Below are 25182 nucleotides of genomic sequence, written 5' to 3' on the forward strand. Positions count from 1 at the left end.
GGCGGCAAACCCTGTGCTCAGGCACAAAGACAATCCGGCCACAGGTGGCCGAGACTCTCAGGGCGATCAACGTTAACCTGTGCATCGCAAAAAATCATAATAAAGAGAGAGCCGCCATGTCGCAGAGCGCCGCAGCTACCCAGACCATCGACGCCGGTAAAAACGCCGTCTACAAACGCATTACCCTGCGTTTGATCCCCTTCATCTTCATCTGCTACCTGTTCAACTACCTCGACCGGGTCAACGTTGGCTTCGCCAAACTGCAGATGCTCGACGCGCTGAAGTTCAGCGAAACCGTGTACGGCCTCGGCGCCGGGATCTTCTTCATCGGCTACGTGCTGTGCGGTGTACCGAGCAACCTGGCGCTGACCAAATTCGGTCCGAGACGCTGGATTGCCGTGATGATGATCACTTGGGGCACGCTGTCGACCTGCCTGTTGTTCGTCACCACGCCGACCCAGTTCTACACCCTGCGCCTGTTTACCGGTGCGGCCGAAGCCGGGTTCTTCCCGGGCGTGGTGCTCTACCTCTCGCAGTGGTTCCCGACGTTCCGCCGTGGGCGGATCATGGCGCTGTTCATGTCGGCGATCCCGGTGTCCGGCCTGCTCGGCAGTCCGTTTTCCGGCTGGATCCTCAACCACTTCGCCGCCGGGCAAGGTGGACTGGCGGGCTGGCAGTGGATGTTTCTGCTGCAAGGTATTCCGACGGTCATCCTCGGCGCCCTCGCCTATTTCCTGCTGAGCGACAGCTTTGCCAACGCCAAGTGGCTAAGCCCGCATGAACGCGCGGTGCTTGAGGCGGACCAGGCCGAAGACCAGGCGAACAAACCGAAAACCACCACTGACTCGCTGCTCGCGGTGTTCAAGAACCCGGCGATCTGGGCCTTCGGCCTGATCTACTTCTGCATCCAGAGCGGCGTGTACGCGATCAACTTCTGGCTGCCGTCGATCATCAAGAACCTCGGTTTCAGCGACAACCTGGTGATCGGCTGGCTGAGCGCGATTCCGTATCTGCTGGCGGCGGTGTTCATGCTGCTGGTAGGGCGTTCGGCGGACTTGCGCAAAGAACGTCGCTGGCACCTTGTTGTGCCGATGCTGATGGGCGCCATCGGCCTGGTGATTGCGGTGAACTTCGCCGCCAACCCGGCTATCGCCATCCTCGGTCTGACCATTGCCACCATGGGCGCGCTGACCGGTCTGCCGATGTTCTGGCCGGTGCCGACCGCGATGTTGAGCGCGGGCGCGGCGGCCGGAGGTCTGGCCTTGATCAACTCGATGGGGCAGATGGCCGGTTTCCTCAGCCCGTACCTGGTGGGTTGGGTCAAGGACAGCACCGGTTCGACCGATGCCGCGTTGTATCTGCTGGCGGGTGTGATCGTCGGCGGGAGCTTGCTGGCGCTGCGCATGACGCGCACGTTGCGGGCGTAAACACGCTGCGATCTTTTTTGCTCCTTGTTTATTGCAGCCGGTTTGCTCAGCCGATAATTCACTTTGCCCCGTGGGATGCTTCTGGTATTTGATTGGAGTTTTCCCACCGACAAAAGGATTTCGGCATGAGCTACCGCACACTGGGGCACTCGGGGTTGCAGGTGTCCACCCTCACCCTCGGCACGATGATGTTTGGCGAGCAGACCAGCGCAGAGGATTCGCTGCGCATCATCCACAAGGCCTGGGATCAGGGCATCAATTTTATCGACACCGCCGACGTCTACACCAACGGCCGTTCGGAGGAAATCGTCGGCGAGGCGATCGCCCGACACCGTCACGAATGGGTGCTGGCGACCAAGGTCGGATTCGGCCCGGCGGACGGCGTACCGAACCGCAGCGGCTTGAGCCGCAAGCATATCTTCAATGGTCTGGAGGCCAGCCTGACGCGCCTCGGCACCGACTACCTCGACATCTATTACCTGCACCGCGAAGACCACAACACGCCGCTGGAAGTCACCGTGTCGGCGATTGGCGATCTGATTCGCCAGGGCAAGATTCGCTACTGGGGCCTGTCGAACTATCGCGGCTGGCGCATTGCCGAGGTGATTCGTATCGCTGACCAGTTGGGTGTCGATCGCCCGGTGATCAGCCAGCCGCTGTACAACATCGTCAACCGCCAGGCCGAGACCGAGCAGATCACCGCTGCGCAAACCTACGGTCTGGGTGTGGTGCCTTACAGCCCGCTGGCCCGTGGCGTGCTCAGCGGCAAATACGCACCCGATGTGACACCGGACGCCAACAGCCGCGCCGGGCGCCAGGACAAACGCATTCTGGAAACCGAATGGCGGGTGGAATCGCTGCGCATTGCCCAGCAGATTCAGCAATATACCCAGGGCCGTGGGGTCGGTATCGTCGAGTTCGCGATTGCCTGGGTGCTGAACAACAGCGCCGTGACTTCGGCGATCGTCGGCCCGCGCACCGAACAACAGTGGGACGCCTACACCAAGGCGCAAGCGGTGAAAATCACGGCGGAGGATGAAGCGTTTATCGATTCGCTGGTGACACCGGGGCATGCGTCAACGCCGGGGTTCAACGATGTGAGCCATTTTGTGTCGGGCCGTAAACCGCGCCAGCCATAAGTTTTTCCCTCGTTGTACAACAGCCGATACAATCGGCTGTTTTTTTTCATTGAACCAAGTGCGATCAAATGGAAAACGCTGATTGATCGTGTGCAAATGGCCCGGGATAAATGATGTTCAACCGCCCTTTTCAGTTAGCGTGCAAGCCTCTGCGCGGGATGCTGTTCAAAGTAATTGGCAACAAGGACGCATCGACCACGCACGCTTCGCCGCTGGCAGGGGCCGTCTCCGGAGATGGGAAACCTTCACTGCAATACCGTGCGGATGTCGACGGCCTGCGCGCAATCGCTGTGCTGCTTGTCTTGATTTTTCACGGCGGCCTGGCGCTGTTTCCGTCGGGTTTTATTGGCGTCGATATCTTCTTCGTGATCTCGGGCTACCTGACGACCTCGATCATCATGAAGTCGCTGGACAACGGTACATTCAGTTTTGCCGGGTTTTACAACCGGCGCATCTGGCGCCTGCAACCGGCGGTGATTGCACTGCTGATTGCCACACTGATCGCCACGACATTGCTGTACTTGCCCAATGACTATGTCGAATTTCTCAAGAGCGAAAAGTACACCTCGTTAATCATTTCCAACCAGTACTTCTCAAAAGCCACCACCGGCTATGCCACACCCGATGCCGCAAGCTTGCCGTTGCTGCACACCTGGTCACTGGCCATCGAATGGCAGTGGTATCTGGCTTTGCCGCTGGGTATCTGGCTGCTCGACCGGTATGTGGCGAAAAGCGTGTTCAAGGCGACGGTATTGGGCTTGACCCTGGCGGCGATCGCACTCGCGCTCTATCTGTCCCGCGCCTACCCCGACAAGAACTACTACTTCTTCACCGCTCGAATCTTCGAATTGATGATCGGCTCCTGCGCCGTCATCTTCAGTGCGCAAAACTTCAGGCTCAATCGCACAAGTGCCACGTTGGTCTGTGTGCTGGCGCTGGCCACGATCTTCTACTGCGCCACCCGAGAAGGCATCCTGTCTGGCTTTCCCGGTTACCACGCCATTGTCGTGTGCCTCGCCACCGCAGTGCTGCTCTTTCGCGGTATCGGCGATAACAGCCTGACCTCCAGGTTATTGGCGTTCAAACCGCTGGTGTTGATTGGCACGCTCTCGTACTCGCTGTACTTGTGGCACTGGCCAATCCTCGCGGTGATGAATTACATGGGCCTTGCCCTGACTCCGCTGCTGACGACCGTTTATTTCATCGCCACCTTCATCATCGGCTACGCCTCCTATGTGCTGGTTGAAAACCGGTTTCGCAGAACACGCGTACGGTTTGGCAAGACACTGCTCTGGTTGATGGTCCTGCCGGCGGTCAGCCTGTCGTTGTTGCACGCAGCGGGCGAGAAACATGACGGTTGGCCATTGCGCTTCGGCCACGCCTACGGCAGCCAGTTCGACACCCTGAGCGCCGCCATTCCGCCTGCCCGGGAGGGTTGCCTGGGTGTCAGCGACGGTGCTGATCCCGGCTGCGTATTCGGTGCTGTGCGGGACACGCCCAACGCGTTCCTGATGGGGGATTCCTATTCGAACCAGTATTGGGGTTTTGTCGAATCACTGGCCAAAGATGCCAACCTTTCAGTACTCGCCCAGGCTTACCCGGCGTGCCTGACGATGCCTGGTGTCTATTTGTACAACTGGTACAAATACAAGAACGCGCTGTATCAAAAGTGCCACGATGCCACTCAACGTTACTACGACATCGTGGCCAGCCATCACTTTCAGTACGTGATCATCGGCCAGATCTGGGAGGCGTATCTGAGCGACGCCGTTGTTACCCGCCTGGATGACCCTCGCAGCCTTGAGTTATCTCACCAACGCTTGGGGGTGGCGATCCGCGAAGCACTGGACATTATCGTCAAGTCAGGTGCAACTCCGGTCTTTTTGCTGAGCACGCTGCGAATGCCGGCGGGGATCAACGAATGCCTGTCGAAGCAGGTCAAGTTGCGCGGCACGCTGGGCAGTACCGAGCAAAGCCGCGCCTGCGCCACGACACCCTGGTCAGGCAGTGAAGAACCGGTATTGGCCAGGCTGTTGAATGAATTGAAGTCCGAATACCCGAGCTTGCTGGTGATCGATCCGAAAAGCGTGCAATGCGCGCAGGCCGATTGCGCGACGACCGTCGACGGCCTGCCGGTCTACCGTGACATCGGCCACTTGACTGATTACGCCTCTTACCGGTTTGGTCAGATGTACATCGAGCACTTCGCAAATCCGTTGAAAGCACAACAGTAATGCGCGCGAACCCGCTAAGGATTTCGGGCTCTGCCCGAATCCACTGACTACGCTGGTGAGGGGGCGGCGCCAATGTGCATGTTGGAAATAATGAGCACTCGGCCAATATTCAGCACAAAAACCACGTATCCTGCGCGCCCTGTTTGATCACCCACCCGCGAGGACAGTTTGTCTAAAGGTATCGCTCTATCGGTTTCAGCCTCGGTGCTGTTTGCCGTCATGTATTACTACACCTCGCTGCTCACGCCGTTGAGCGGCGTAGAGATCTTCGGCTGGCGGATGCTGCTGACGGTGCCGTGCATGACCGTGTTCATGCTGGTGTCCGGTGAATGGCGGCGGGTACTGGAGCTGCTGCGGCGGGTTGCGGGCTATCCGAAGCTGATCGGCGGCCTGATCGTTTCGGCCGGTTTGCTCGGCGTGCAGTTGTGGCTGTTCATGTGGGCGCCGCTCAATGGCTACAGCCTCGACGTGTCGCTGGGTTATTTCCTGTTGCCGCTGGCGATGGTGCTGACCGGGCGCATTGTGTACGGCGACAGCCTGTCGTACCTGCAGAAGATCGCGGTGTTCTTTGCAATCCTGGGTGTGGCGAACGAGTTGTATCAGGTCGGCGGTTTTTCCTGGGCGACGCTGGTAGTCGTGGTCGGGTATCCACTGTACTTCGTGCTGCGCAAACGCTTGAAGACTGACAACCTTGGCGGTCTATGGGTCGACATGACGCTGATGCTGCCGGTGGCCTACTGGTTTGTGCGCGGTGGCGAGCAAGGCTTTGGCGTGTTCGATCAGTATCCGGGGCTGCTGTGGCTGATTCCGCTGCTCGGCCTGATCAGTGCTTCGGCGCTGGTGGTCTACATCATTGCCAGCCGCTTGTTGCCGTTCAGCCTGTTTGGTTTGCTCAGTTATGTGGAACCGGTGCTGCTACTCGGTGTGGCGCTGTTGCTCGGTGAAAGCATCAAGGCCGGCGAGTGGCTGACTTACATTCCGATCTGGCTCGCCGTTGTGGTGCTGATCTTCGAAGGCTTCAAACACCTGATGCGACAGCGCCGCTCTTAAAAGCAATACAAAACTACTGTGGGAGCGGGCTTGCTCGCGAAAGCGTCAGGTCAGTCAACCAAGACCTTGAACGAAAGACCGAATTCGCGAGCAAGCTCGCTCCCACAGTTTTGCTGACGCAAGAAAATCCCGGCTGTGCATGACTGCAAGCCGGGATTTTTTCATTCTAGTGGCGGATTACTCGGTGGTCAGCACACCACGACGCACCTGATCACGCTCGATCGATTCGAACAGGGCCTTGAAGTTGCCCTCGCCGAAACCATCATCGCCCTTGCGCTGGATGAATTCGAAGAATACCGGGCCCATCAGGGTTTCCGAGAAGATCTGCAGCAGCAGGCGCTTGTCGTCCGGGTTCGACGAACCGTCGAGCAGGATGCCCCGCGATTGCAGTTGATCCACCGGCTCGCCGTGATTCGGCAGGCGGCCTTCGAGCATTTCGTAGTAGGTGTCCGGCGGCGCGGTCATGAAGCGCATGCCGATCTTCTTCAACTGATCCCAGGTCTTGACCAGATCGTCGGTGAGGAACGCCACGTGCTGGATGCCCTCGCCGTTGAACTGCATCAGGAACTCTTCGATCTGCCCGGCGCCCTTGGACGACTCTTCGTTCAGCGGGATGCGGATCATGCCGTCCGGTGCGGTCATCGCTTTCGAGGTCAGGCCGGTGTATTCGCCCTTGATGTCGAAGTAGCGGATCTCGCGGAAGTTGAACAGCTTCTCGTAGAAGTTGGCCCAGTAAGCCATACGCCCGCGATACACGTTGTGGGTCAGGTGATCGATGATCTTCAGGCCGGCACCGACCGGGTTGCGATCAACGCCTTCGATGAACACGAAGTCGATGTCATAGATCGAGCTGCCTTCGCCGAAACGGTCAATCAGGTACAGCGGCGCACCGCCGATGCCTTTGATCGCTGGCAGGTTGAGTTCCATCGGGCCGGTTTCGATGTGGATCGGCTGGGCGCCGAGTTCCAGCGCGCGGCTGTAGGCCTTTTGCGAATCCTTGACGCGGAACGCCATGCCACACACCGACGGGCCGTGTTCGGCCGCGAAGTACGAAGCGACGCTATTGGGTTCGTTGTTGAGGATCAGATTGATCGCGCCCTGACGGTACAGGTGCACGTTCTTGGAGCGGTGGGTTGCGACCTTGGTGAAGCCCATGATCTCGAAGATCGGCTCCAGGGTGCCAGGAGTCGGCGATGCGAACTCGATGAACTCAAAGCCCATCAGGCCCATTGGGTTTTCGTATAAATCTGCCATGGTGACGCCTCATCATTCTTATCAATTAACCAGGGTTATTTGTCAGTAATGCTGAGATCGCTGGGTGGTGCGCAGGAGATGCCTCGCACACTGCGGGCGAGGAAGTCACCGTAGATCAGTTGAAACCCGAATATCTTCATTGTCGACCCAAGGCTCTTGCGGGCGAGGCTTCTGCTGCCAGAAGACGATTATTATTGTATGCGTAACCCGATTCTACACAGCGTAAATAGGGTTGTCTGCCCTCTCTATAAAATCCGCCTTTTTCGCATTGGTGCAAGGGGTTTGTTGCACAGGTAAATCCCCACCAGCACCAGGCCGCCTCCCAGATACAGGCTCAACGTCAGTTGTTCGCCGAGCAGCAGCGCGCCGAGAACCACGGCTGTCAGCGGATTCAGGGCGATGAACACGCCGGAACGGGTCGCGCCGATTTTGCGGATACCGTCGTAGTAGCCGATGTAGGCCAGCGCCGAGCCGAGCACACCCAGGTAGATCAGGCTCAACCACTGCGGCGTACCGAGGCTGATCAATGCGACCCAGCTTACCTCGCCGCGCAACGCCGCCAGCGTCCAGAGCATCACTGTGCCGATCAGCACGGAAAGCGTCACGGTCTGCACCGGGCCGAGTGACTGATTCAGCCCCCGTGAAAACAGCGAGTAAACGCCCCAACCCAACACACAACCAAGAATCAACAGATCGCCGATCCACGCGTCAGGCGTCGCGGCAAGCAATTGCGGATTACGGCTGACGATCACCAGGCCAGCGCCAGCGATACAGATCGCAATACCGGCGACTTTCATCCGCCCCATGCGCTCCTTGAACAACAACCACGAGGCCAGACCGATCACGGCCGGATTCAACGCAACAATCAACGAGGCCCGTGAAGCGTTGATGTATTGCAGGCCATAAAAGAAGCACAGGTTATAGAAGAAAATCCCGAAGAACCCCAGCAACAACAGTTGCAGCCATTGCCGGGACGTCGGTCGTGCCAGCGGGATGCGCGCCAGCCACAGGAACCCCAGCAACGCCGCACTGGCGAGCAGGAAGCGCAGGCTGGCGGCGAACAACGGGCTGAGGCTGCCCGCCAGAAAACGCCCGGCGACAAAGGTCCCGCCCCAAATCATGGTCACCGCTGCCAGAGTCAGATAAACCGGCCGCTCGGAGGTCGTTGCGTGGATTTGCTCGAGGTTGCGCATGATGCTCCAGGTAATGCAGCTGGAAAGATGGCGTATCATTCACCTCATTTAACCTCATCGTAAAATGAGCAAATACTCATGACCCTCACTCAACTGGAGATCTTCTCGCTGGTCGCTGAACTGCGCGGTTTCACCCTCGCCGCCCATCGTTTGGGAATTTCGCAGTCAGCGGTGTCGCACGCGATGAAGTCTCTGGAGGAGGAATTGGGCGTCGAACTGCTACACCGCCATCAGTCGCAAGTCGAACTCACCGACATCGGTGAGCAATTGCTGCAGCGCGCACGGGCCATGCTTGGTCTGGCCAACACCCTGCGTCAGGAGGCGGCCGATGCGCGGGGCATGAAAAGCGGCACGTTGCGCATCGGTTCGTTCGGCCCGACGTCATCGATCAAGTTGCTGCCGACGATTTTGCAGCGCTATCGCCAGGCGCATCCGGGCATTGAAGTGCACATTGATGAGGGGCCGGACAGGCAGGTTATTCAGTGGTTGGAAGAGCGGCGGATCGACATCGGGTTTGTGGTGTTGCCTCAGGAGCGTTTCGACACTTTTGCCTTGGCAGAAGACCAGATGGTTGCCCTGCTGCCAGCCGATCATCCATTGGCAAAACGCACCGCGCTGAGCCTCAAGGATCTGTGTGCCGATCCGTTTGCCCTGACCGAAGCCGGTTCATCGGAGCTGGTTTCGCGCCTGTTCACTGCCGCGCGCCTGCAACCGAAGATCCGCTATCGCTGCTCGCAATTGCTCAGCACCCTGGACGTCGTGGGCCGGGGTGACGCAATTACCGTCGTGGCCGAATGCTCGTTGCCGGACGATGCGACGCCGCGTTACGTGAAGAAGCCGCTGGTACCCGCCGTGCAACGCCAGATCGGCCTCGCCGTGCTCGATCAACGTCAGGCTTCGCCGGCGACGTTGGCCTTTATCGAACTCGCCACGCAGCTCAACTCGCCTTGAGCAGCGCAAGCGCCAACGGCCATCTATCATGCCTCTTGACTCCGCGGTGTTTCACAGGCGCGCCGTTGCCAGGTCTGCATTCGAGAGTTTCCCCTTCCATTGCAACAGGATGTGCCCATGCCGTTGACTGTCAGACCCCGCCGCAAACGTAGCGTGCGCATGATTGTGACCCTGCTTTGCGCCCTGCTGCCGGTGCTTCTGGGCACAGGGATTCTGTATATGCAAGCCGAGCGCACCTTGCAGCAGAGCACGCAAAGCACCGCCGATGAGGCGTTGCGTCAGGTCGAACTGATGCTCGACAACACCGCCCAGGCCGCCAGCGATCTGCTGCCATTGGCCGGCCAGCCCTGCGACAGCGTCAAACTGGCGTTGCGTGAACAGGTGACCCGTCGGCCTTTCGTGCGCTCGACCAATCTGGTGTGGGACAACAATCTCTATTGCAGCTCGCTGTTCGGTGAGTACAAGGAAGCCGTGAACCCGGGCGACTACACCCAAGGCAAACTGTGGTTGATGAACGGCAATCCCGTTACGCCCAACACCGCGCTGCTGGTATATCGGCTCAGCGAAGGTCGCGGCGGCGCGCTGACCACGCTCGATGGCTATCACCTGAGCAACGTCCTGCGCCTGATTGGCCGACAGACGCTGCTGTTGCTGCAGGTGGGCGACAACTGGCTGTCCGCCGATGGCAAGGTGCATCAAGGCAACCTGCCGCCGTTGCCGGTGGCACAAAGTATGTTGGTGTCTTCGCGCTATGCCTTCAGCGTCGCCGCAGGCTTCCCGCAGGGCGAAACCTGGCGTTATATGGCCGACGAATACCCGCCGCTGTTCAGCCTGCTGATTTTTTTCGGGATCATCTCCGGTGCTATCGGCCACGTCCTGCAGCGGCGCTCCACCTCACCCAGCCATGAAATGCTGCGCGCTCTGGAGGCAGGCGAGTTCATCCCTTATTTCCAGCCAGTGGTGCATGGCGACAGTAAAAAGTGGTCCGGCGCCGAAGTGCTGATGCGCTGGAAACATCCGAAAGAAGGTCTGGTGCGCCCGGACATGTTTATCCCGTTTGCCGAACATTCGGGCCTGATCGTGCCCATGACCCGCGCCCTGATGCAGCAGACTGCCGCCCTGCTCGGCCCGTTGTCTGCAGGTTTCAACAAACCGTTTCACATCGGTATCAACATCACCGCCAGTCACTGTCACGATCTGCAACTGGTCGAAGACTGTCGCGAGTTTCTCGCTGCGTTCGCGCCCGACAGCATCAGCCTGGTGCTGGAGTTGACCGAGCGTGAGCTGATCGAGCCGAGCGACATCACGCACCAACTGTTCGAGCAGTTGCATACGCTGGGTGTGATGATCGCCATCGACGACTTTGGCACCGGGCATTCAAGCCTGGGTTACCTGCGCAAATTCAATGTGGACTTTCTCAAGATTGATCAAAGCTTCGTCGCGATGATCGGGATCGACGCATTATCGCGACATATTCTGGACACGATTATCGAGCTCTCGGCCAAGCTCGATCTGGGTATTGTTGCCGAAGGTGTAGAAACTCAGGCACAGGCTGACTATCTGACTGCACACCACGTCAACTTCCTGCAGGGCTATCTGTTCGGAAAACCCATGCCCGGCGCCGACTTCATCGATGCATTAAGTCACCATTAACTAAAAACAAATTAACCCCGGCACTGCGATCGGACGCACCAAATTGATACAAAACACCACTGTTGTTACATGACGACAAGATCAGGATTTACTCTTGGCGCATTAACTACTACAATTTTTTCAGCCTGTGCAAGATTGGCAGGTGAGCCATTATCACCGAGTCGCTTCAAGGCTCTTGGCTTATAGCTTTGTTTGCGGTTGGTATCAGCCAAACACACTATTGGAGTAAAGATATTGTCCAGACTCGCTGAATTTCGTGCAGCTGAAAAGGCCCTTCAGGAACAGCTCAAGCAGCTGGAATCGCTGAAGAACGATGCCGGGCTCAAGAAAGAAATCGAATTCGAAGAAAAGCTCCAGGGGCTGATGAAAACCTACGGCAAAGGCCTGAAAGACATCATCGCCATCCTCGATCCGAACCCGTCCAAGTCCGGCTTGCAAGTGTCCGCCGCACCAAAAACCCGCCGTGCTCGCGTGGTCAAGGTTTATCAAAACCCGCACACCGGTGAACTGATCGAAACCAAGGGCGGCAACCACCGTGGCCTGAAAGCCTGGAAGGAACAGTACGGTGCAGCTACCGTTGATTCCTGGTTGCGCGGCTAATCTTGCGTCAACAACCAAGCCCTGCTTTATGCGGGGCTTTTTTTTCGACAATATCTAACAAAAGCAACGATTTCCCCCGCGCTAGTTATCAATCCGCCTTAACACACACAAGCCGCGAGGCTAAACATTTTGCGCCGGGATGTTGCAATCGTAATCGCTGCTAAACTTTGTGCTTAATTCCTTCGAGTATCTAAACCGGTCGAGGTGCAAACAGACGCTTAAAGTTTCAAGCTGTTTCTCACTGCGACTATTTCCTCGGCGCTTGCCTTATAAACCTCGGCCTGCCCAGCGTAAGAAAGTACATAAGCCTTATCCGCTGCGGCCGCAGCAACCAAAGTTTGCGACAACACATGTCGACCGTTTTCAGTGATCGTGCAGGTGGTTTCCTGCGCGTCCAAAGAGCCGAGCTTCGCCGGGTGTACCTTGTTGCAAACACTCTGATAGCCGCCCTGGAAGAAATCCTTCTGTATCGATTTGCGCATTTCCAGCAGAACGCCCGCCACATTGACCTGGTGACCTGCCTCCACCTGAGTCATGGTCAACTCCATCACCATGACCTGATTGCCGTCGGTGTCGGTTTTCACCGCGCGCTGGCGCGAAACCTGAGGGGCTTGATCGGGCAGCGCCTCCACTTCCCAGCCAGCAGGCCAAGTGATACTCGGCTGGTCCGCCAGCGCAGGAGCGGCAAGCAAAGACGAGAAAAGGCAAACGAACAGCGCTTTGAACGGTCGGATCATTACCAGAGGCACTCGCAGATTGAGCTGCAAAGTCTGAGGCCCGGCCGTCCACAGAGCAAGCCGCGCATTCGGTTTGGCGATGCCGCCCCGCATGCGTATCATTGCGCCCATTCACTCGCCCCATTGTTACGGAGGGCCTATGAGCCTGCACGAACTGAACACTTTCCCCGGCGTCACCGCCACTCCAGACAGCGCAACCCGCAACTTCGTCTTCAACCACACCATGCTGCGCGTGAAGGACATCACCCAGTCGCTGGACTTCTACACCCGCGTACTGGGTTTCTCGCTGGTGGAAAAACGTGATTTCCCGGAAGCTGAGTTCAGCCTGTACTTCCTCGCACTGGTCGACAAGGCGCAGATCCCGGCCGACGCCGCTGCCCGCACCGAGTGGATGAAGTCGATTCCCGGCATCCTCGAACTGACCCACAACCACGGCACTGAAAACGATGCCGACTTTGCCTATCACAACGGCAACACTGACCCGCGCGGTTTCGGCCACATCTGCATCTCGGTTCCGGATATCGTTGCGGCATGTGCACGTTTCGAAGAACTGGGCTGCGATTTCCAGAAGCGTTTGACCGATGGCCGCATGAAAAGCCTGGCGTTCATCAAGGACCCGGATGGCTACTGGGTTGAAATCATCCAGCCTGCGCCGCTGTAACTGACTGCATAAAAAGCCTTTGTGGGAGCGGGCTTGCTCGCGAAAGCGGTGAGTCATGCAACGCAGGTGTGGGCTGACAGGACGCTTTCGCAAGCAAGCCCGCTCCTACAATTGGATTTGTGTCAGACATAAAAAAACCCATGATCGCTCATGGGTTTTTTCGTTTCAGCGACTGGTGCTTACGCCGGTGCCGACGTACGGATCAAGTGATCGAACGCGCTGAGGGAAGCCTTAGCGCCCTCGCCCACAGCAATCACGATCTGCTTGTACGGCACAGTGGTCACGTCGCCCGCCGCGAAGATCCCTGGGATCGACGTCTCGCCACGGTTGTCGACGATGATTTCACCGCGCGGCGACAGCTCGATGGTGCCTTTGAGCCAGTCGGTGTTCGGCAGCAGGCCGATCTGTACGAAGATCCCCTCCAGCTCGACGCTGCGCAGTTCGTCAGCCTTGCGATCCTTGTAACGCAGGCCGTTGACCTTCTCACCATTGCCGGTGACTTCAGTGGTTTGCGCACTGGTGATCACGGTGACGTTCGGCAGGCTGTGCAGTTTGCGTTGCAGTACCGCGTCGGCACGCAGTTGTACGTCGAACTCCAGCAGGGTCACGTGGGAGACGATACCGGCCAGATCGATGGCCGCTTCAACGCCGGAGTTACCGCCGCCGATCACCGCCACACGCTTGCCTTTGAACAGCGGACCGTCGCAGTGCGGGCAGTACGCCACGCCTTTGTTGCGGTATTCCTGCTCGCCTGGCACGCCCATTTCACGCCAGCGTGCGCCGGTCGCCAGAATCACGCTCTTGGCTTTCAGGGTCGCACCACTGGCGAAGTGGACTTCGTGCAGCCCGCCGTTCTTGCCCGGGATCAGCTTGTCGGCGCGTTGCAGGCTCATGATGTCGACGTCGTACTGCTTGACGTGTTCTTCCAGCGCCGTGGCCAGTTTCGGGCCTTCGGTTTCCTGCACGGAAATGAAGTTCTCGATGGCCATGGTGTCCAGCACCTGACCGCCGAAGCGCTCGGCCGCGACACCGGTGCGAATGCCTTTACGGGCGGCATAGATAGCGGCCGAAGCACCGGCCGGGCCACCGCCGACCACCAGCACATCAAAGGCTTCTTTGGCGCTGATCTTCTCGGCTTGACGCTCGATGGCACCGGTGTCGAGTTTGGCGAGGATTTCTTCCAGACCCATGCGGCCCTGGCCAAAGTTCTCACCGTTGAGGTAGATGCTCGGCACAGCCATGATCTTGCGATCGTTGACTTCGTCCTGGAACAGCGCGCCGTCGATGGCGACGTGACGGATGTTCGGGTTCAGCACGGCCATCAGGTTCAGCGCCTGAACCACGTCCGGGCAGTTCTGGCACGACAGCGAGAAGTAGGTTTCGAAGCTGAACTCGCCCTTGAGCGCGCGGATCTGTTCGATCACTTCGGCGCTGGCTTTCGATGGGTGGCCGCCGACTTGCAGCAGGGCCAGCACCAACGAGGTGAATTCGTGGCCCATCGGGATGCCGGCGAAACGCAGGCTGATGTCGGCACCCGGACGATTGATCGAGAACGACGGCTTGCGGGCATCAGTGCCGCTGTCAATCAGGGTAATCTGGCTCGAAAGACTGGCAACGTCTTTCAGCAGGTCAAGCATTTCCCGGGATTTCGCACCGTCGTCGAGGGAAGCAACGATCTCGATCGGCTGGGTGACCCGTTCCAGGTACGATTTCAACTGGGCTTTAAGATTGGCGTCCAACATACGGGCGATCTCCTGTGTCTTTATTCGAGGCGAAAAAAAGCCCGAGCGAATCTCGCCCGGGCTTTTTTAATGGGCGGTGCAGCTTACTGAAGTAGGTGCGGAGTACCGCCCTGTGTTGCGTGCGTCACAGACTTAGATCTTGCCGACCAGGTCCAGGGACGGAGCCAGAGTGGCCTCGCCTTCTTTCCACTTGGCTGGGCAAACTTCGCCTGGGTGAGCAGCAACGTATTGAGCAGCCTTGATCTTGCGCAGCAGCTCGGAAGCGTCACGGCCGACGCCGCCATCGTTCAGTTCAACGATTTTGATCTGGCCTTCAGGGTTGATCACGAAGGTGCCACGGTCAGCCAGGCCAGCTTCTTCGATCAGCACGTCGAAGTTGCGGGAGATGACGTGGGTCGGGTCGCCGATCATGGTGTATTCGATTTTGCCGATCGCTGGCGAAGTGTTGTGCCAGGCAGCGTGAGCAAAGTGGGTGTCGGTCGAAACGCTGTAGATTTCCACGCCCAGTTTCTGGAACGCAGCGTAGTTGTCGGCCAGGTCTTCCAGCTCGGTTGGGCAAACAAAGGTGAAGTCGGCTGGATAGAAGAACACTACGGACCATTTGCCTTTCAGGTCAGCGTCCGAGACTTGTACGAAGTCGCCGTTTTTGAACGCGGTAGCTTTGAACGGTTTTACTTGGCTGTTGATGATAGGCATTGATGACTCTCCGTCAGGGTTGTGAATTCGATGGGTGAATCCTACCCACTCACTTGACGGATGGCTCATTGGCAAACCTGATGCTGCTGATTTGTTTTCGCTATTAGCTGACTGTATTAATAGAAGAAAACGATATCTACGACGAAGCCGGCTTGTCCGTAATCCGAGCCATCCCGTGAAAGGGGCTGGCTTCAACATAGCGCATGGCTGACTTCATATCCTTCCAGCCAACGTAACTCATCAACGATTTCAGATCCCAGCCGCTTTGATGCGCCCAGGTGGCGAAGCCGCGGCGCAGGGAATGGCTGGTGTAGCGCTCGGCCGGAATGCCGGCGCGTTCCAGCGCCTGACGCAGCAGTGGAATGATGCTGTTGGCGTGCAAGCCCTCATCGCTCAGATGTCCCCAGCGGTCGACGCCGCGAAACACCGGACCGCGTACCAGCGCCGCCTCGGTGATCCAGTCGATATAGGCCTGCACCGGGCACAGCTTGAGCAGCGCCGGCGCCTGATACGTCTGCCCGAGGTTGTCGCGGTCGCCCTTGCTGCGCGGCAGATACAGAGTGATGCCGCTGCCGGCGTGCGCCCGCACATGCTCGATCTGCAGACGACACAACTCATCACTGCGAAAGCCACGCCAGAACCCCAACAGGATCAGTGCCCGATCGCGATAGGCCTTGAGCAACTGCGGGCGATCCTGATTTTGTCTGGCATTGCTGGCTTCCTGCTCCAGCCAGTCGACCACCTGCTGCAGATCGTGCAGTTGCAGCGGTTCGGCCTGTTTTTCCTGCGCCGGATGCAGCGCCCGAATGCCTTTGAAGACCTTGCGCACCACCGGCGCCTTGGTCGGATCGGCAAAGCCCTGACTGTTGTGCCACTGCGCCAGCGCCGACAAGCGCAGCTTCAGCGTATTGATCGACAGCACGCCGGCATGCTCGACCAGATAACGCGCCACGCTGTCGGCCGTCGCTGGCAGGAACCCGCCCCACTTCACTTCGAAATGCTCGATCGCCGAACGATAGCTGCGGCGGGTGTTGTCACGGGTGGCGGCTTGCAGATAGCGATCGATCTCGCTCATGGGCAGTGTTCTCGCAGGCGTACTGATTTCGGGATGAAAAAACCAATTCAGGCATCTGACATTGGGTAATACCAGTATATCCCGCCTGTGATTAATCAAGCATTTAACTTTATTTTCAGCATGGTACACTGCGTACTGTGGTGACATGTACCACAGTACGAAACGGTAGGAGTTCATATGGCCCGTGGTGGCGTAAACAAAGCAGTGGTGCAGATCGCGCGTGCAGCGATTCTGGCCCGGGGCGAACACCCCAGCATCGATGCAGTACGCATCGAACTGGGCAACACCGGTTCGAAAACCACGATCCATCGCTATCTGAAAGAGCTGGATGACGGCAGCCAACCGGTCGAAGCGTCTGCAGAACCGATCAATGACGAGCTGACCGCACTGGTCTCGCGTCTCGCCCAGCGCCTGAAAGAACAGGCGCAAGAGCCGATCGAACAAGCGCGCGAGCAGTTCGAGGAGCAGCGCGAAACCCTGGAAGCGGAACTCAAGCAGGTGCGCCAGGCACTTGAGCAACTGGAACAACAGCACGACATTCAAGGCGCAGCACTGGTACGGGAATCCGAGGCACTGAAAGAAACCCGCTCGATGTTGCAGACCGAACAAACCCGCAACGCCGGACTCAATCAGGCACTGGCCGATTTCGAGTTGCGCCTGCAGGACAAGGACGAGCAGATCCGCTCACTGGAAGAGAAACACCTGCACGCCCGCGATGCCCTTGAGCATTACCGAAACGCCAGCAAAGAGCAGCGCGAGCAGGAACAGGCCCGTCACGAAGGGCAGCTCCAGCAATTGCAGATGGAATTGCGCCAGGCGCAACAAAGTGCGCTGGTACGTCAGGACGAGATCACCCAGTTGCACCGTGACAACGAGCGCCTGCTCACCGAAAACCGTGGCACCCAGCGCGAGCTGAGCCTGGTACAGGATCAACTCAAGCACAGCAATCAGCGTCAGGATCAGTTGCTGGAGCAAGCGACTCGCGTCGACAACGAACGCACCCTCCTCCAGGAACGTTTGCGCGTGGCCCTGCTGGAAAGTCAGACGTTGAAACAGAACATCGACGAACAGCTGCTGCTCAATCAGTCACTGGAAAAGGAACTGACCAAGACTCAGACCAGCCTCGAGGATAGCTTGCGTCTGGCCGCTACCGTTGCGGCAGCGCCAGACACAGCCAAAGCGAAGGAAACTTAAGCGCCGACCGGCGTACGCATGGTGACGAACTCTTCGGCGGCCGTCGGGTGAACCCCGATCGTGTCGTCGAAGTCACGTTTGGTCGCGCCAGCCTTCAGCGCGATCGCCAAGCCTTGGACGATCTCTCCCGCGTCTGGACCGACCATGTGGCAACCGAGCACCTTGTCGGCCTTGCCGTCGACCACCAGTTTCATCAGGGTTTTCTCCTGACACTCGGTCAGGGTCAACTTCATCGGGCGGAAGCGACTCTCGAAAATCACCACCTCATGGCCCGCCTCCCGCGCCTCCTCTTCAGTCAGACCGACAGTGCCGATGTTCGGCAGACTGAACACGGCAGTCGGGATCATCTTGTAATCCACCGGACGGTACTGCTCAGGTTTGAACAAGCGCCGCGCCACCGCCATGCCTTCGGCCAGTGCCACTGGCGTCAGTTGCACGCGACCAATCACGTCACCCAGCGCCAGAATCGACGGTTCGCTGGTCTGGTACTGCTCGTCGACCTTGATGAAGCCCTTGTCGGTGAGCTGCACATCGGTGTTTTCCAGGCCCAGGTTGTCCAGCATCGGACGCCGCCCGGTGGCGTAGAACACGCAGTCGGCTTCCAGTACGCGACCATCCTTTAGAGTCGCCTTCAGGCTGCCGTCTGGCTGTTTGTCGATACGCGCGATGTCGGCGTTGAATTGCAGATCCATGCCGCGCTTGGTCAGTTCTTCCTGCAGATGCTTGCGCACCGAGCCATCGAAGCCACGCAGAAACAGATCACCGCGATACAGCAGTGTGGTGTTCGCCCCCAGACCGTGGAAAATCCCGGCGAACTCGACAGCGATGTAACCACCACCGACCACCAGCACCCGCTTCGGCAGCTCTTTAAGGAAAAACGCCTGATTAGAACTGATCGCGTGTTCGTGCCCCGGAATTTCCGGAATCTGCGGCCAGCCACCGGTAGCAATCAGAATGTTTTTCGCGGTGAAGCGCTCACCGTTGACCTCGACCTCGTGCGGGCCGACGATTTTCGCGTGGGCTTCGTGCAGGGTCACGCCGCTGTTGACCAGCAGGTTGCGATAAATCCCGTTGAGGCGATTGATCTCGCGGTCCTTGTTGGCGATCAGGGTCGCCCAGTCGAAATTCGCTTCACCCAGACTCCAGCCGAAACCGGAGGACTGCTCAAAGTCTTCGGCGAAATGCGCGCCGTACACCAGCAGTTTTTTCGGCACGCAGCCAACGTTGACGCAGGTGCCTCCCAGGTAACGGCTCTCGGCTACCGCCACTTTCGCGCCAAAACCGGCGGCAAACCGCGCAGCGCGCACACCGCCGGAACCGGCACCAATCACATAAAGGTCAAAATCGTAGGCCATTTCTATCTCCTCGGCAGGCCATCAGCATACCCGCCGCCGTTGATTGGGCAAACGTTGCGCGCAGCTTTTCACCGAGGTCGGTGCTATCGGGGAACATTTCCTGCGGTTGAATGCCCACGCCATCGGCGCGAAGCGCGTCGCTTAACCCCGAGTTAATTTCCACCCGGGACACTCTGCTTCGAGATCTGCTTCATGGACGAACGGCTCCCACGTTTTTCAGTAGGAGGCACCATGAAAACCATCACCGCTATTCTCGCCGGGCTACTCGCCCTCGGCTCCGCCAGCGCCTTTGCCGAAGGCGGCGCCGAACGCATGCGACATTACTACGACAACTTCCCGGTCCACCACGCGCAAAACGAACAGCAGAGCGATAGCAAAGCTGCGGAACTGAAGGTTCCGAACGACCAGACCGCGCAAGTCACCGAGTCTTATCGCAACTGATTCATTGAGCAACCGATGGACCTCCGATGGCTCCGCTCTGGCCTCGGAGATGACAGTTGGGCGCCCTGACCGGGCGCCTTTTTTTATGTCGGCAGATTCTTGATCCAGAACAGCATGCGGCCATGATCCGGGTCGAACATCCCCGGGGCGAAACCGAACTTGCTGTAGGCATTCTGCGCCACCGTATTGCCTTCCAGCACCTCTAGCGTGATCTTGCAGCAGCCGCGCTGACGGGAAATTTCCTCGACCTTGCGCAGCATTTTCTGGCTCAGCCCGAGGCCGCGAAATTTGTTCACCACTGCCACGTCGTGAACATTGACCAGCGGTTTGCAGGCGAACGTCGAGAAACCTTCAAAACAATTCACCAGCCCTGCCGGCTCACCGCCGACGAACGCCAGTACGCTGAACGCGTGCGGCCTGCGCGCCAACTCTTCAGGCAGGCGACGCAGCAGCTCGGGGGCAATCGAATGGCCGCCGCCCATGGGATCTTCCGCGTAATGATTAAGCACGATGCCGATGGCTTCGGCGTGCACTGGATTGGTGTAGCTGGCTTGTAGCACAAGAATTTCTGCGGAATCCATTTCCATCCCCGGTCGTGGCCCCGGCGTGCAAGGTGCGCACCTGAAAGGCTGCTCGACCTTAACGCGAGCCTGTTGTGGGCGACAACCCGGGAAGAACAAAAAGGGCGTCACTGCTCGCATATCAGTGCCTTGGTTCGGCCTGGTCAAGCGAGGTGGTGAGTGCGCCCTCCTGACTCAGGCTTCGGCAAATCGCTGCAGTTGCATCTCCTGCAAACGGCTGAGGGTGCGCCGGAACGGGAATTCCAGGTAACCCTCGGTGTACAGCGCTTCCATCGGCACCTGAGCCTCGATGTACAGCGGAACCTTACGGTCATAGCACTCGTCGACCAAGGCAATGAAGCGGCGTACACCGTCGTCGTGCACCGACAGCTGTGGCAGTTCGCGGTCACCGGCCACCACCTGCGCCGAGCCGTCTTCGGTACCACGGGCGATTCGCCCTTCACGTTTTTGCGCGCTGAGGTTCGGCACGTCGCTCAACAGAATAGATCGATAGCTGTCGCACAGCGCGATGAAGTCCATCGCGGCAAACGGTTGCTCGCAGAGATCGGCATAGCGGCACCAGAGCACCGTCGCACTGGCCTGCACCACGTTCAGCACTCGATGGCCGACGGGCACCGGCTCGGCGCTGGCGGGCTGCCCGGTATTGAGTGACTGGAAGATCTGCTCCAGAGCACTGCCCTGTCCCGGCGCAGCGACAAAATAGCGCTGCTGACCCGCGCCCGGATGCAGGCGATGATCCTCGGCACCGTTCACCGCCACCACTTGCATATGCGCCTTGATCGCGGCAATCGCCGGGACAAACCGATTACGGTTGAAGCCATCGGCGTAGAGCTCGTCCGGCGGCAGGTTGGAGGTACAGACCACCACCACGCCTTCGTCGAACATCACCTGAAACAGCCGCCCGAGAATGATCGCGTCGCCGATGTCATTGACGAACAGTTCGTCGAAACACAACACCCGTACTTCCGCCGCCAACTCTTTGGCCAATGCCCGCAACGGATCGGCGATGCCAGTGAGCTGGAACGAGCGCTGATGCACCCAGCCCATGAAATGATGAAAGTGTTGACGTCGGGCCGCCACCCGCAGGCTCTGATAAAACTGATCCATCAACCACGTCTTGCCGCGCCCGACCGGGCCCCACAAGTACACGCCCGTGACCGAACGGGCGCCGGCGTGCAAGGCTTCATGGCATTTTTGCAGGGCCCAGACCGCGTGCTCCTGGGCTTCATCCTGGATGAAACCCTTGTGCTCGATCGCGTGTTGCCAGGCGCTTAAGGGAGAGTCGAAAGTCATGCGCGGCAGTATGCCACGATGTCCCTGAAAAACAGGTGCCCTTTTGTGGGAGCGGGCTTGCTCGCGAAGGCGTCGGGGCAGCCAACATCTTCGTTGAATGACGCACCGCTTTCGTGAGCAAGCCCACTCCTACGTGGGCTTTGTGGGGGGGCAAAGATCGACTGTATATCTCGCAACCTCAAAACAGCGTGCAGCAACTGCCTGGAATACAACCCCCTGTGGGAGCGGGCTTGCTCGCGAAGGCGTCGTGGCAGCCAACATCATTGTTGAATGACATACCGCTTTCGTGAGCAAGCCCACTCCCACATGGGCTTTGTAGGGGGGCAAAGATCGACTGTATATCTCGCGACCTCAAAACAGCGTGCAGCAACTGCCTGGAATACAACCCCCGTGGGAGCGGGCTTGCTCGCGAAGGCGTTGGGGCAGCCAACATCATCGTTGAATGACACACCGCTTTCGTGAGCAAGCCCACTCCCACATGGGCTTTGTGGGGGGGCAAAGATCGACTGTATATCTCGCGACCTCAAAACAGCGTGCAGCAACTGCCTGGAATACAACCCCCTGTGGGAGCGGGCTTGCTCGCGAAGGCGTTGGGGCAGCCAACATCATCGTTGAATGACACACCGTACTCGTGAGCAAGCCCACTCCCACATGGGCTTTGCGGGGTGTCAGCGGTCGACTTTGTGTCGGGCGGCGTAGAGGCAGAGCATTTCCATCGCCAGCGTTGCCGCTGCGAGCGATGTCACGTCCGCATGATCATACGCCGGCGCCACTTCCACCACGTCCATGCCCACCAGATTGATTCCGCGCAAACCGCCAAGAATTTCCAGTGCCTGCACCGTGCTCAACCCGCCACACACCGGAGTGCCGGTGCCCGGTGCAAAGGCCGGATCCAGGCAGTCGATATCAAACGTCAGGTACACCGGGTGGTCGCCGACCCGTGCGCGAATCGCCTCGACAATCGCCTCGCAGCCACGTCGATGCACTTGTCGGGCATCGAGCACCGCAAACCCCTGGTGATCGTCATTGGTGGTGCGCAAACCGATCTGCACCGAACGCGACGGATCCACCAGCCCTTCCTTGGCCGCATGCCAGAACATGGTGCCGTGATCGACGCGCTTGCCGCCCTCGTCCGGCCAGGTGTCGCTGTGCGCATCGAAGTGGATCAGCGACAGCGCACCATGTTGGCGTGCATGGGCCTTGAGCAGCGGATAGGTGATGAAGTGGTCGCCGCCAAACGTCAGCATCGCGCTGCCGGCATCAAGAATGCGCTCGGCGTGGGCCTCGATACTTTCCGGGATGGTATGCGGCGAGCCGTAATCGAAGTCGCAATCGCCGTAGTCGATCACCGCCAGATGATCGAACGGATCGAATGTCCACGGCCAATGCCGTTCCCAGGCAATCCCGGTGGACGCGGCGCGAATTCCCCGCGGCCCGAAGCGTGCGCCCGGGCGGTTGCTGGTGGCCGTATCGAACGGTACGCCACTGACCGCCACATCGACGCCGCGCAAATCCCGGCTGTAGCGGCGACGCATGAAACTGGTGATCCCGGCGTAGGTGCTTTCGGCGGCAGTGCCGTACAGGCTGTCACGGGTCAGGGCTTGGTCGTTGAGCATCGGCACGTCCATCGGTGTGCTCCTTTTGTTATTGATGGCTACGGAAAGTGGTCCACAGACGCGTGCGCTGACGCATGTCCTTGAGGCTCATGCTGCGGTCGGCGTACAAGCGCTCACGCATCTCGGCGGGCGGATAGATGTCCGGATCGTTGCGCACCGCCTCATCCACCAGCGGCGTCGCGGCCTGGTTGGCGGTGGCGAAAAACAGCGTATTGGTCAGCTCGGCCACCGATTCGGGGCGCAGCATGAATTCGATGAATGCCCGCGCCGCTTGCGGGTTCGGCGCGTCCTTGGGAATGGCCAGATTGTCTTGCCAGATCAACGTGCCTTCGCGCGGTATCCGGTAGGCGACTTCGTACGGTTTGTTGGCCTTGTGCGCCTGATCGGCAGCCATGCTCACATCACCGTTGTACGTCAACGCCAGACAGACGCTGCCATTGGCCAGGTCGTTGATCTGCCGGCCGGTGGCGACATACAGCACCGAAGGCTGGAGTTTCTGCAACAAGGCTTCGGCGGCGGCCAGATCATTCTTGTCAGTGCTGTAGGGATCTTTACCCAGGTAATGCAGCGCCAGACCAATGACTTCCTGCGGCGAATCGAGCACGGCAATCCCGCAGTCCTTGAGTTTGCTCGCGTACTCGGGCTTGAACAGCAGATCGAGGCTGTTCAGCGGCGCATCCGGCAGGCGCTTTTTCACCGCCTCGACGTTCAACCCCAGCCCGAGCGTGCCCCACGTGTAGGGCACGGCGTAGCGATTGCCGGGATCGACGGCAGCGAGTTTCTCCAGCAGATCGGGATCAAGGTTGGCGTAGCCCTTGAGGCCTTCGTGGGGAATCTCCTTCAGTGCGCCCGCTGCCAAGCCACGGGCCAGCACGCTGGACGACGGCACTACCACGTCATAGCCGCTGCCGCCGGTCAGCAGTTTGGTTTCCAACACCTCGGAAGTATCGAAGGTGTCGTAGCGCACATGAATGCCGGTTTCTTGCTCGAAACGCTGCAGGGTCTGCGCCGGCACGTAATCGGCCCAACTGTAGAGGTTGAGGGTTTTATCCTCGGCCTGTGCCTGGATGACCACGGACAACAACAGCGCGGGAAAACACAGTTTGAACACGGGAGCCATGACGAACACCTGACCGGAGGAAGTGGTGGCAGGATGCGCCGTCGGATACATTGCGGAAATATCAAGTTTGTTAACCTGACTTTATCCCGGAGTAATGTAATGCTCGGTCAGCTTCACGACGTCGATTTGCAGTTGCTGCGCCTGTTCGTGCGGGTCGTGGAATCTGGCGGCTTCAGTGCGGCGCAAGGTGAACTGGGCCTGAGCCAGTCGAGTATCAGCCAGCAAATGGCCAAACTCGAAACCCGCCTCGGCTATCGCCTGTGCAGTCGCGGCAAGGGCGGTTTCAGCGTGACGCCCAAGGGCGAACAGTTGCTGATCGCCATTCGCACGCTGTTCGAATCCATCGAAACCTTCCGTCATCAATCCAACGGCGTTGCCGGACGCTTGATCGGTGAGGTGCGGCTGGGCTTGTCCGAGGCGGTTGATCAGTCGGTGCTGCTGCGGGTGGCGGATGCGATCCGGCGCTTTCGCGAACGCGATGAGTCAGTGCGCATCGAGTTGATCAGCGCAATGCCCGGGGAGATGGAGCGTCTGCTGCTGCAACAGCGGCTGGACCTGGCCATCGGTTATTTCTCACAAGTGCAGAGCGCTTTCGATTACCGCGAACTGTTCAGGGAAACCCAACATTTGTATTGCGCGCAGGGGCATCCACTGTTCAGCGTCGATGAGCCGGATGACGCGGCGTTGCAGGCCTGCGACCGGGTGGATCATCCGTATCGGTTCATGCGCAGTGGCGAGCCGTTTCCGGACAAGCGCTTTTCGGCGCGCTCGGAACAGGTCGAAGGCACCCTGGCCTTTATTCTTTCCGGCAAGCATGTCGATTATCTCCCCGATCACTACGCGCGGATCTGGGAGGACAAGGGCTTGCTGCGCGCGCTGCGGCCTGGGGAATTGAGTTTCGAAGTGGCGTTTCATCTGGCCCGTCATCGGGCGCAGGTGCCGGGGGATGCGCAGAAGGCGTTTGAGGAGGATTTACTCAGCGCGTTTACATGACTTCTAAGCTTTGGTGGCGAGGGAGCTTGCTCCCGCTGGGTTGCGAAGCAGCCCTCTGCATTATCCAGTCAACAGTGTTTTACGACTGCTACGCAGCCGAACGGGAGCAAGCTCCCTCGCCACAACAATGTGTGTCAGTGCGCGTGGGTACCACCAACACCAATAAAACCTGACCTT

22 protein-coding genes are annotated in these 25182 nt (G+C 58.9%); 11 read left to right on the plus strand and 11 right to left on the minus strand.

Features of this window, described 5'->3' with window-relative positions:
* Positions 1-116: 116 nt before the first annotated feature.
* The 4 genes from NTD85_RS02655 to rarD all read left to right on the plus strand — a co-directional run bounded on the left by NTD85_RS02655 (position 117) and on the right by rarD (position 5850).
* The gene (locus tag NTD85_RS02655; RefSeq protein ID WP_262141353.1) at positions 117-1427 is read left to right on the plus strand and encodes an MFS transporter; all 1311 of its coding nucleotides are present in this window, start codon (positions 117-119) and stop codon (positions 1425-1427) included.
* Between the two features lie 125 nt (positions 1428-1552).
* Entirely contained in the window at positions 1553-2566 is a 1014-nt protein-coding gene (locus NTD85_RS02660; RefSeq protein WP_103483344.1) for an aldo/keto reductase, read from the plus strand.
* Between the two features lie 158 nt (positions 2567-2724).
* Positions 2725-4800, plus strand: coding sequence for an acyltransferase family protein (locus NTD85_RS02665; protein ID WP_262141354.1), 2076 nt, complete (start codon positions 2725-2727; stop codon positions 4798-4800).
* 168 nt (positions 4801-4968) lie between these two features.
* Complete coding sequence (gene rarD, locus NTD85_RS02670) at positions 4969-5850, plus strand: EamA family transporter RarD (protein ID WP_262141355.1); 882 nt, start codon at positions 4969-4971, stop codon at positions 5848-5850.
* 177 nt (positions 5851-6027) lie between these two features.
* Here the strand turns inward: rarD and hppD are convergent, their stop codons facing one another.
* A complete protein-coding gene (gene hppD, locus NTD85_RS02680; RefSeq protein WP_003224634.1) occupies positions 6028-7104 on the minus strand; it encodes a 4-hydroxyphenylpyruvate dioxygenase in 1077 nt (358 codons plus the stop codon).
* Positions 7105-7349: 245 nt separating this feature from the next.
* Positions 7350-8297: a DMT family transporter gene (locus NTD85_RS02685; protein ID WP_262141356.1), complete on the minus strand. Its 948-nt coding sequence runs from the start codon at positions 8295-8297 to the stop codon at positions 7350-7352.
* Between the two features lie 78 nt (positions 8298-8375).
* Between NTD85_RS02685 and NTD85_RS02690 the strand changes: the two genes are divergently transcribed.
* The 3 genes from NTD85_RS02690 (at position 8376) to NTD85_RS02700 (ending at position 11501) form a co-directional block, all read left to right on the plus strand.
* Complete coding sequence (locus NTD85_RS02690) at positions 8376-9248, plus strand: LysR family transcriptional regulator (protein WP_262141357.1); 873 nt, start codon at positions 8376-8378, stop codon at positions 9246-9248.
* Positions 9249-9365: 117 nt separating this feature from the next.
* The gene (locus tag NTD85_RS02695; RefSeq protein WP_262141358.1) at positions 9366-10901 is read left to right on the plus strand and encodes an EAL domain-containing protein; all 1536 of its coding nucleotides are present in this window, start codon (positions 9366-9368) and stop codon (positions 10899-10901) included.
* 234 nt (positions 10902-11135) lie between these two features.
* Positions 11136-11501, plus strand: a complete 366-nt coding sequence (locus NTD85_RS02700) for a histone-like nucleoid-structuring protein, MvaT/MvaU family (protein WP_003224630.1) — start codon at positions 11136-11138, stop codon at positions 11499-11501.
* Positions 11502-11719: 218 nt separating this feature from the next.
* On the opposite strand, the gene NTD85_RS02705 is transcribed toward NTD85_RS02700, so the two are convergent.
* A complete protein-coding gene (locus NTD85_RS02705; RefSeq protein WP_045122752.1) occupies positions 11720-12238 on the minus strand; it encodes a DUF4946 domain-containing protein in 519 nt (172 codons plus the stop codon).
* Positions 12239-12377: 139 nt separating this feature from the next.
* Here NTD85_RS02705 and gloA point away from each other — a divergent pair, with 139 nt between their 5' ends.
* A complete protein-coding gene (gloA, locus tag NTD85_RS02710; protein WP_003224626.1) occupies positions 12378-12899 on the plus strand; it encodes a lactoylglutathione lyase in 522 nt (173 codons plus the stop codon).
* Between the two features lie 179 nt (positions 12900-13078).
* On the opposite strand, the gene ahpF is transcribed toward gloA, so the two are convergent.
* From ahpF to NTD85_RS02725, 3 genes are all read right to left on the minus strand, one after another.
* Positions 13079-14641, minus strand: a complete 1563-nt coding sequence (ahpF, locus tag NTD85_RS02715) for an alkyl hydroperoxide reductase subunit F (protein ID WP_262141359.1) — start codon at positions 14639-14641, stop codon at positions 13079-13081.
* A gap of 132 nt (positions 14642-14773) precedes the next feature.
* Positions 14774-15337, minus strand: a complete 564-nt coding sequence (ahpC, locus tag NTD85_RS02720; RefSeq protein ID WP_003224621.1) for an alkyl hydroperoxide reductase subunit C — start codon at positions 15335-15337, stop codon at positions 14774-14776.
* 136 nt (positions 15338-15473) lie between these two features.
* Positions 15474-16412: a site-specific integrase gene (locus NTD85_RS02725; protein ID WP_262141360.1), complete on the minus strand. Its 939-nt coding sequence runs from the start codon at positions 16410-16412 to the stop codon at positions 15474-15476.
* Between the two features lie 177 nt (positions 16413-16589).
* Here NTD85_RS02725 and NTD85_RS02730 point away from each other — a divergent pair, with 177 nt between their 5' ends.
* Positions 16590-17606, plus strand: coding sequence for a DNA-binding protein (locus NTD85_RS02730; protein ID WP_262141361.1), 1017 nt, complete (start codon positions 16590-16592; stop codon positions 17604-17606).
* On the opposite strand, the gene gorA is transcribed toward NTD85_RS02730, so the two are convergent.
* Positions 17603-18961: a glutathione-disulfide reductase gene (gene gorA, locus NTD85_RS02735; RefSeq protein ID WP_262141362.1), complete on the minus strand. Its 1359-nt coding sequence runs from the start codon at positions 18959-18961 to the stop codon at positions 17603-17605. The genes NTD85_RS02730 and gorA overlap by 4 nt on opposite strands.
* 231 nt (positions 18962-19192) lie before the next feature.
* Between gorA and NTD85_RS02740 the strand changes: the two genes are divergently transcribed.
* The gene (locus NTD85_RS02740) at positions 19193-19402 is read left to right on the plus strand and encodes a hypothetical protein (protein WP_103521640.1); all 210 of its coding nucleotides are present in this window, start codon (positions 19193-19195) and stop codon (positions 19400-19402) included.
* Positions 19403-19485: 83 nt separating this feature from the next.
* On the opposite strand, the gene NTD85_RS02745 is transcribed toward NTD85_RS02740, so the two are convergent.
* The 4 genes from NTD85_RS02745 to NTD85_RS02760 form a co-directional block, all read right to left on the minus strand.
* Positions 19486-19983, minus strand: coding sequence for a GNAT family N-acetyltransferase (locus NTD85_RS02745; protein WP_262141363.1), 498 nt, complete (start codon positions 19981-19983; stop codon positions 19486-19488).
* A 174-nt stretch (positions 19984-20157) separates the two neighbouring features.
* The gene (zapE, locus tag NTD85_RS02750; protein ID WP_262141364.1) at positions 20158-21276 is read right to left on the minus strand and encodes a cell division protein ZapE; all 1119 of its coding nucleotides are present in this window, start codon (positions 21274-21276) and stop codon (positions 20158-20160) included.
* 668 nt (positions 21277-21944) lie between these two features.
* Positions 21945-22904 carry an agmatinase gene (gene speB, locus NTD85_RS02755; protein WP_003224606.1) on the minus strand — a complete coding sequence of 320 codons (960 nt, stop codon included), beginning with the start codon at positions 22902-22904 and terminating at the stop codon, positions 21945-21947.
* 16 nt (positions 22905-22920) lie between these two features.
* Entirely contained in the window at positions 22921-24012 is a 1092-nt protein-coding gene (locus NTD85_RS02760; protein WP_262141365.1) for a polyamine ABC transporter substrate-binding protein, read from the minus strand.
* A gap of 99 nt (positions 24013-24111) precedes the next feature.
* On the opposite strand from NTD85_RS02760, the gene NTD85_RS02765 reads away from it, so the two are divergent.
* A complete protein-coding gene (locus tag NTD85_RS02765) occupies positions 24112-25005 on the plus strand; it encodes a LysR family transcriptional regulator (RefSeq protein ID WP_045122430.1) in 894 nt (297 codons plus the stop codon).
* The last annotated feature ends 177 nt before the right edge of the window (positions 25006-25182 follow it).

The organism is Pseudomonas sp. 13B_3.2_Bac1 (assembly GCF_025466205.1).
Classification (GTDB): domain Bacteria; phylum Pseudomonadota; class Gammaproteobacteria; order Pseudomonadales; family Pseudomonadaceae; genus Aquipseudomonas; species Aquipseudomonas fluorescens_H.

Bases quoted from the DNA above. Each gene is read 5' to 3' on its own strand.
- NTD85_RS02760 (WP_262141365.1), bottom strand. From the start codon at position 24,012: ATGGCTCCCGTGTTCAAACTGTGTTTTCCCGCGCTGTTGTTGTCCGTG.
- hppD (WP_003224634.1), bottom strand. From the start codon at position 7,104: ATGGCAGATTTATACGAAAACCCAATGGGCCTGATGGGCTTTGAGTTC.
- NTD85_RS02745 (WP_262141363.1), bottom strand. From the start codon at position 19,983: ATGGATTCCGCAGAAATTCTTGTGCTACAAGCCAGCTACACCAATCCA.
- NTD85_RS02655 (WP_262141353.1), top strand. From the start codon at position 117: ATGTCGCAGAGCGCCGCAGCTACCCAGACCATCGACGCCGGTAAAAAC.
- ahpF (WP_262141359.1), bottom strand. From the start codon at position 14,641: ATGTTGGACGCCAATCTTAAAGCCCAGTTGAAATCGTACCTGGAACGG.
- NTD85_RS02730 (WP_262141361.1), top strand. From the start codon at position 16,590: ATGGCCCGTGGTGGCGTAAACAAAGCAGTGGTGCAGATCGCGCGTGCA.
- NTD85_RS02765 (WP_045122430.1), top strand. From the start codon at position 24,112: ATGCTCGGTCAGCTTCACGACGTCGATTTGCAGTTGCTGCGCCTGTTC.
- NTD85_RS02660 (WP_103483344.1), top strand. From the start codon at position 1,553: ATGAGCTACCGCACACTGGGGCACTCGGGGTTGCAGGTGTCCACCCTC.
- gorA (WP_262141362.1), bottom strand. From the start codon at position 18,961: ATGGCCTACGATTTTGACCTTTATGTGATTGGTGCCGGTTCCGGCGGT.
- NTD85_RS02685 (WP_262141356.1), bottom strand. From the start codon at position 8,297: ATGCGCAACCTCGAGCAAATCCACGCAACGACCTCCGAGCGGCCGGTT.
- NTD85_RS02740 (WP_103521640.1), top strand. From the start codon at position 19,193: ATGAAAACCATCACCGCTATTCTCGCCGGGCTACTCGCCCTCGGCTCC.
- ahpC (WP_003224621.1), bottom strand. From the start codon at position 15,337: ATGCCTATCATCAACAGCCAAGTAAAACCGTTCAAAGCTACCGCGTTC.
- NTD85_RS02705 (WP_045122752.1), bottom strand. From the start codon at position 12,238: ATGATCCGACCGTTCAAAGCGCTGTTCGTTTGCCTTTTCTCGTCTTTG.
- NTD85_RS02695 (WP_262141358.1), top strand. From the start codon at position 9,366: ATGCCGTTGACTGTCAGACCCCGCCGCAAACGTAGCGTGCGCATGATT.
- speB (WP_003224606.1), bottom strand. From the start codon at position 22,904: ATGGACGTGCCGATGCTCAACGACCAAGCCCTGACCCGTGACAGCCTG.
- gloA (WP_003224626.1), top strand. From the start codon at position 12,378: ATGAGCCTGCACGAACTGAACACTTTCCCCGGCGTCACCGCCACTCCA.
- NTD85_RS02665 (WP_262141354.1), top strand. From the start codon at position 2,725: ATGCTGTTCAAAGTAATTGGCAACAAGGACGCATCGACCACGCACGCT.
- NTD85_RS02725 (WP_262141360.1), bottom strand. From the start codon at position 16,412: ATGAGCGAGATCGATCGCTATCTGCAAGCCGCCACCCGTGACAACACC.
- zapE (WP_262141364.1), bottom strand. From the start codon at position 21,276: ATGACTTTCGACTCTCCCTTAAGCGCCTGGCAACACGCGATCGAGCAC.
- NTD85_RS02690 (WP_262141357.1), top strand. From the start codon at position 8,376: ATGACCCTCACTCAACTGGAGATCTTCTCGCTGGTCGCTGAACTGCGC.